Origin of the sequence: Paeniglutamicibacter sp. (genome assembly GCF_046714615.1) — a bacterium.
GTDB lineage: Bacteria > Actinomycetota > Actinomycetes > Actinomycetales > Micrococcaceae > Paeniglutamicibacter.
This window is the reverse complement of the sequence record NZ_JBKKAP010000115.1, coordinates 1-5801: the sequence shown is the minus strand read 5'-3', so window position 1 is coordinate 5801 and position 5801 is coordinate 1. Positions and strand designations below refer to the sequence as shown.

Annotated in this window: 4 protein-coding genes; 3 read left to right on the top strand and 1 reads right to left on the bottom strand. The window is 65.1% G+C overall.

Going from position 1 to position 5801, the window contains the following annotated elements:
- The coding region (locus tag ACLQ7E_RS13755) for an amino acid transporter (protein WP_411733141.1) at positions 1-1764 on the bottom strand (1764 nt) is incomplete at its 3' end.
- 334 nt (positions 1765-2098) lie between these two features.
- Between ACLQ7E_RS13755 and ACLQ7E_RS13750 the strand changes: the two genes are divergently transcribed.
- The 3 genes from ACLQ7E_RS13750 to ACLQ7E_RS13740 all read left to right on the top strand — a co-directional run bounded on the left by ACLQ7E_RS13750 (position 2099) and on the right by ACLQ7E_RS13740 (position 5712).
- On the top strand, positions 2099-2536 hold the full coding sequence (locus ACLQ7E_RS13750) for a hypothetical protein (RefSeq protein ID WP_411733140.1): 438 nt from the start codon (positions 2099-2101) through the stop codon (positions 2534-2536).
- Positions 2537-3043: 507 nt separating this feature from the next.
- Complete coding sequence (gene speB, locus ACLQ7E_RS13745; protein ID WP_411733139.1) at positions 3044-4030, top strand: agmatinase; 987 nt, start codon at positions 3044-3046, stop codon at positions 4028-4030.
- Positions 4027-5712 carry a thiamine pyrophosphate-binding protein gene (locus ACLQ7E_RS13740; protein ID WP_411733138.1) on the top strand — a complete coding sequence of 562 codons (1686 nt, stop codon included), beginning with the start codon at positions 4027-4029 and terminating at the stop codon, positions 5710-5712. The genes speB and ACLQ7E_RS13740 overlap by 4 nt, the downstream gene beginning before the upstream one ends.
- Positions 5713-5801 lie beyond the last annotated feature (89 nt).

Sequence of the window (5801 nt, the reverse complement as noted above, 5' to 3'; positions counted from 1 at the left end):
GCGCAGCACCTCGCGGGGCAGCGGTGCGCTCTCGCCCTGGCCCAGGCAGATGAAGCGCAACAGGTTGCGCACCGGGTTCCCCTCGGTCCAGCGGAAGTAGATGTGCGGCATCACGCCCGTTTCGTCGCGGATTTCCAGGCAGATCGCGGCGATGGCGGTGGGGACGGAGGGTGCCTCGGCCTGCAGGATCTTGTAGCCGTGACGGGTGGCCCCGGAAACCAAAATGTCCTGGGCGAAGTCGGAGAAGTCCGAGACCCTGATCTCGATGAAGATCACCGGTGCTTCCTCGGGCAGGTGGCTGGCCATCCTGGCATGGGCCAGCTTGTGCCGGTAGCGGGCTGCCGATAGCCGGATGGGCTCGTGGGCGATGATCCGTACCATCGAATCCCGGCTGGAGGAGGCAATGATCTCCAGGGCAGCCGCATCCAGTGAGACCGAGGTGGCACGCAGTTCCGTGGAGCGCCGGAAGCGCGAAATCAACGAGACGACGATGATCCCGGCAATGAATAGCCCGGCAATCCGGATGCCGTCGGGTCGTTCGACGACGTTGGCGCCGGTGGTGTAGATGAAGATGACCGAAGTGATTCCGAAGCCAATGGTCCGCCACCGCTGGCCCTGGCGCTTGGCGGAGATGGTGACTGCCACCGCGGCCGAGGCCATGAGCACCAGCACGCCGGTGGCGTACGCGGCGCCCTGGGCGTCGACGCTGGCCTCGAAGGCGATGGTGATGACCACGGCTATGCCAATGAGCACCAGCACCAGGGGGCGGATGGCCCGCGCCCACTCCGGGGCCATGCCAAAGCGCGGCAGGTAGCGGGGGATGAGGTTGAGCATTCCCGCCAGGGCGGAGGCCCCGGCAAACCACAGGATCAGGATGGTGGACAAGTCGTAGACGCTGCCGAATCCGTCGCCGAGCATCGCGTGGGCCAGGAACGACAGGGCGCGGCCGTTGGCGGCGCCTCCGGGCTGGAATTCCGGGGCGGGAATCAGCAGGGTGGTGACCACCGAGGAGAAAACCAGGAACACGCTCATGGTCAATGCCGCGGTCAGCAGGAGCTTCTTGGCACCGGCGATGCGTCCGCGCGGATTGGCCTCGGTGTCCCCGGCGCCATTTCGGATCTGCGGCATCACTGCCACGCCGGTTTCAAATCCGGACAGGCCCAGGGCCAGCTTGGGGAAAACGATCAGGGCGATGGCAATCATCATCCAGGGGTTTGAATGCGAGGCCGTCAGGTTCAGCCACCAGTGGTCCACGGGGGCGGGGTCGCCCACCAGCGACGCCACCGCAACGGCGATGACGACGAGGTTGAGCAACAGGTAGGTGGCGACCAGGCCAACGGCCAGCCAGATGACTTCATGGAAGCCGCGCAGGAACAATGCCCCAAGCAACAGGATGAGGACCAGCGTAATGATGACTTGTTGCCCGTGGAACCAGTCCGGGGTGAATGGGTTTTCGATGATGTGCGCCGTGGCGTCCGCCGAGGAGAGCGTAATGGTGATCATGAAGTCCGTGGCGGCGAAGCCCAACAGCACCAGGACAAAGAGCTTGCCCTTCCAGTGGGGCAGCAAGCGCTCGAGCATGGAGATCGACCCCTGCCCGTGTGGGGATTCGTCGGCCACGCGGCGATAGACAGGCAGTGCGGCGCACAGGGTGACCGCCACGAGCATGAGTGTGGCCAGCGGCGCCAGGGCCCCGGCCGCCAGCGCGGCAATGGCGGGCTGGTAGCCGAGAGTTGAAAAGTAGTCCAGGCCGGAGAGGCACATGACCTGCCACCAGCGGTGTCCGGTCGGCTTGGTGCCGGGCGATTCGGCCTGTTCCTGACCTGCATCGGTGTCCTTCAGCCACCTCGAAAAGCGCGCTGGACGGGTATTGGATGGTGCGGGCGAAACAGGTCTGGGAAAGCCCGAAATTTTCTTCACGAGTTGGAACGCTACTCCTGCATTGACCGGTCTGGATATACCTGCTGACAAATAGTTTTGGTGATGTGCGCGACAGTACCTACTTTGACATTTCCCCTACGAAAAGCAACCATTTTGTAGCGGCATACGCAGGGAGGTCGTTCCCTGGGTTGCACCCGCCTGCTTAAGGACAATGCTTGTGAGTTCCCTGCCCGAAGATTCCGCCTCGGTTCCTTGGCGACCCAAGCGGCTCTGGGCACCTTGGTGGCTGGCGTTAATCCTGGGTGGAGCCATCGGCGTCACCTTGACATTGCTCTGGGCCTACAGGGCATTTGTGATTCCCGGGGCCATCGCCCTGACCGTGATTATTGTCGTCATCAGCGTTGCCACGATCCTGCGCCGGCAATTCCATCCCGAGGCGCTGGAAGCTCCGATGTCACTGTCCTATTTATTGTGGATGGTGTTGCTGATTTTCCTGGTGGGTCCCATCCAGCTGGTGCTGGTGGCGACGAATCCACAGGAAATCATCGTCAAGGCCCTGGCCCTGTCCGCGGGTATCTCCGTCTGCATCTACGGAGCGGACCGTGCCTTGTTTTCCGGGTTCGCGAGACGCACGGAACCCAGGCAACGGGCCTGACCGGCGGCTTTCCGCAACGGAAAATGTGGGCCGTCAGGTCCGACGCGAAACCTTGGTCCGGGGTCTAATTCACGCGAAGCGCTCGCCCAGGTCGAAGCAGTGTAAAGCAGCATTGTGGAATCCACTGAGGCTCCCCGAGTCTTCATGGTTATCTTCACTCATGTTGTCACCCCGACCCGTGCTCTCTTGGGTGTGGCGCTTTGGCTCGCGAAGCCGGAAACGTTTGGGCTGCAGATTTCCATGGACATTGGGCGATACGCGTGACGTTAAGGACTCTTTGTCGAGCATGAATCCCAAGCAGCTGACCGCTGGCAGGCACATAGCCCGTGTGGGGCACATGGCGGCAGTGTGGTCCATGCTTGACCATGACGCCCAACCCTTAAAATGACGCGGGCACCTTGACTGTTGCGCACACCACAAATAGCATACAGGGCAACGGTTGTTTCATATTGAGCAACAAGGCACGAGCGGCGCTCGGTGCTGCCGGAAACCCTGAGGGAGAAGAACGTGGAAGAACTCCGCATTGAAGAAAACGGAAACATCGGGCCCATCGATGCTTCAAAGATTCCGCGTTTTGCCGGGCTGGGCACCTACGCGAGGCTCCCGCGCATCGACCAGGTCCCTGCCGCCGACATCAAGGTCGTGGGCGTCCCCTTCGACGCAGGTGTCTCCTACCGACCTGGCGCGCGCTTCGGTTCCACGCACATCCGTGAATCCTCCCGGCTGCTGCGCCCCTACAACCCGGCACTGAATGTCTCGCCCTTCGCCCTGACCCAGGTGGTCGACGCCGGGGACATGGCGGTGAACCCGTTCAACATCAACGAGGCCATCGAGACCATCCAGCAAAACGCGTTGGACCTCACCGCCGATGGCTCCACCCTGGTGACCTTGGGTGGGGACCATACGATCGCACTGCCGCTGCTGCGTGCCGCCGCCGAACGTGCGGGAGCCCCGGTGGCCATGCTGCACTTCGATGCACACCTTGACACCTGGGACACCTACTTCGGCGCCGAGTACACCCACGGCACCCCCTTCCGCCGCGCTGTGGAGGAAGGCATCCTCGACACCGAGGCCATCTCCCACGTGGGCACCCGCGGTCCGCTCTACGGCAAGAAGGACTTGGAAGACGACAAGCGCTTCGGCTTCGGCATCGTGACCAGCTCGGATGTCTACTACCAGGGCGTCGCCGAAATCGTGCACAAGCTGCGCGACAGGATCGGCAACCGCCCGCTGTACATCTCGGTGGACATCGACGTGCTGGACCCGGCCCACGCCCCGGGCACCGGAACGCCCGAGGCCGGCGGCATCACCAGCCGCGAGCTGCTGGAGATCATTCGCGGGCTGCGCGGAATGAACATCGTCGGTGCCGACATCGTCGAGGTCGCTCCTGCCTACGACCACGCCGAAATGACGGGCGTCGCCGCCTCCCACGTCGCCTACGACCTGATCTCGCTGATCGCCGACAAGCGCGCCAAAGACAAGGAAAACGCATGAGCCAGCAGGACCAAGACACCATCTCCCGGCGCAACGGCGGAGACCTGGTCATCGAGACCCTCGAGGCGCTCGGCGCCCACACGGTCTTCGGCATCCCCGGCCAGCATGCACTGGGCCTCTTCGACGCGCTCTCGCGCTCGAGGCTGCACTTCGTCTCCTCCCGCGTGGAAAACAACTCCGCCTTCGCCGCCGACGGCTATGCCCGGGCCACCGGCGAGGTCGGGGTGCTCTTCCTGTCCACCGGTCCCGGTGCGCTGACCTCGCTGGCCGGGCTGCAGGAGGCCTACGCCACGAGTGTGCCCATGGTCGTGGTGGCCAGCCAGATCCCGCTGGACGGGCTCGGCGCCCGCCGCAAGGGCATGCTGCACCAGCTCGATGACCAGAAGGCCTCCGCGGCGAACGTCACCAAGTCCCAGCGCACCGTCCACCACGCCTCCGGGATCCCCTCGGCCATCCAGGACGCCTGGGTCGATGCGATCACCGTGCCGCAGGGTCCGGTCTGGGTCGAGGTCCCGCAGGACGTATTGCTGGCACCGGTGCTGGTGCCGCCGGTCATCGATGCGCTGGCCGAGGCCTACGAACATCCGCCCCGCGTCGAGCTCATCGACGAGGCCGTCCGCTGGCTGGCGAAAGCCAGCCGCCCGGTCATCGTTGCCGGGGGAGGGGTGCGCCGGGCCGGGGCCAAGGACGCACTGCTTGCAGTGGCCGAATCCCTGGGAGCTCCGGTGGTGTGCTCGCCCGGCGGCAACGGCGCCTTCCCGTGGAACCACCCGTTGTCCCTGCAGTCCTGGGTCGAGGACCGGCACGTCACCGAGGTCCTGGAGGACGCCGACGTGTTGATCGTGGTGGGCTCTGCGCTCGGCGAGGTCACCAGCAACTACTTCACCCTGGAACCGCGCGGGCACCTGATCCAGATCGATGCCGAGCCGCGCGTGCTCGAATCCAACCGTCCGGCATTGGGCATCCGGGCCGACGCGAAGGCGGCGCTCGAATACCTCGGCGAGGCGCTAGGGCAGCTCGAGGGCGGGGTCGGTGCCGACTGGCACGGGCAAGGCCCCGAAAAGGTCGTTGCCGACACCCTGGCCAAGGTCATGGAAAGGCTCGATTCCCAGGACCTGGCCAAGGAGCGCACCTTCATGGCCGACATCCGCAATGCCGTGCCCGATGACATGCAAACGTTCTGGGACATGACCATTTCCGCCTACTGGGGCTGGAGCTGCTGGGATGCCAAGAGCGGTGAATTCCACTCCGCACAGGGCGCCGGTGGCCTCGGTTTCGGCTTCCCCTCGGCCATCGGCGGGGCGCTGGGGCTGCAGGTCGCGGGCAAGACCCCGGCACAGGCGCGCGTGCTTGCCGTCTCGGGCGACGGGTCTGCCATGTACTCGATTGCCGAGCTGGCCACCGCGAAGCAACACAACGCACCTGTCACCTGGCTGATCGTCGATGACGGAGGCTACGGGATCCTGCGCGAATACATGGTCGGGACCTTCGGCAAGGCCACCGCCACCGAGCTGGCCCGCCCCGACTTTGTGGCGCTGGCCGAATCCTTCGGTGTTCCGGCCCGGTACGTGGAACCGGAAAACGTGGGAGCCGCGCTGGCCGAGTCCTTCGCCGCCGAGGGCCCCAATGTGGTGGTGGTGCAGACGCTGCTGAAGATGTTCGCCCCGACCCACCTGGAGTAGCGGAAACCCGCGCGATCTCGGGCCCGGGGGGGGGGGGGGGGGGGGCGCGGGGGCGGGCGGGCGGGGGTTTTGGGGGCGGGGGCGCGCGG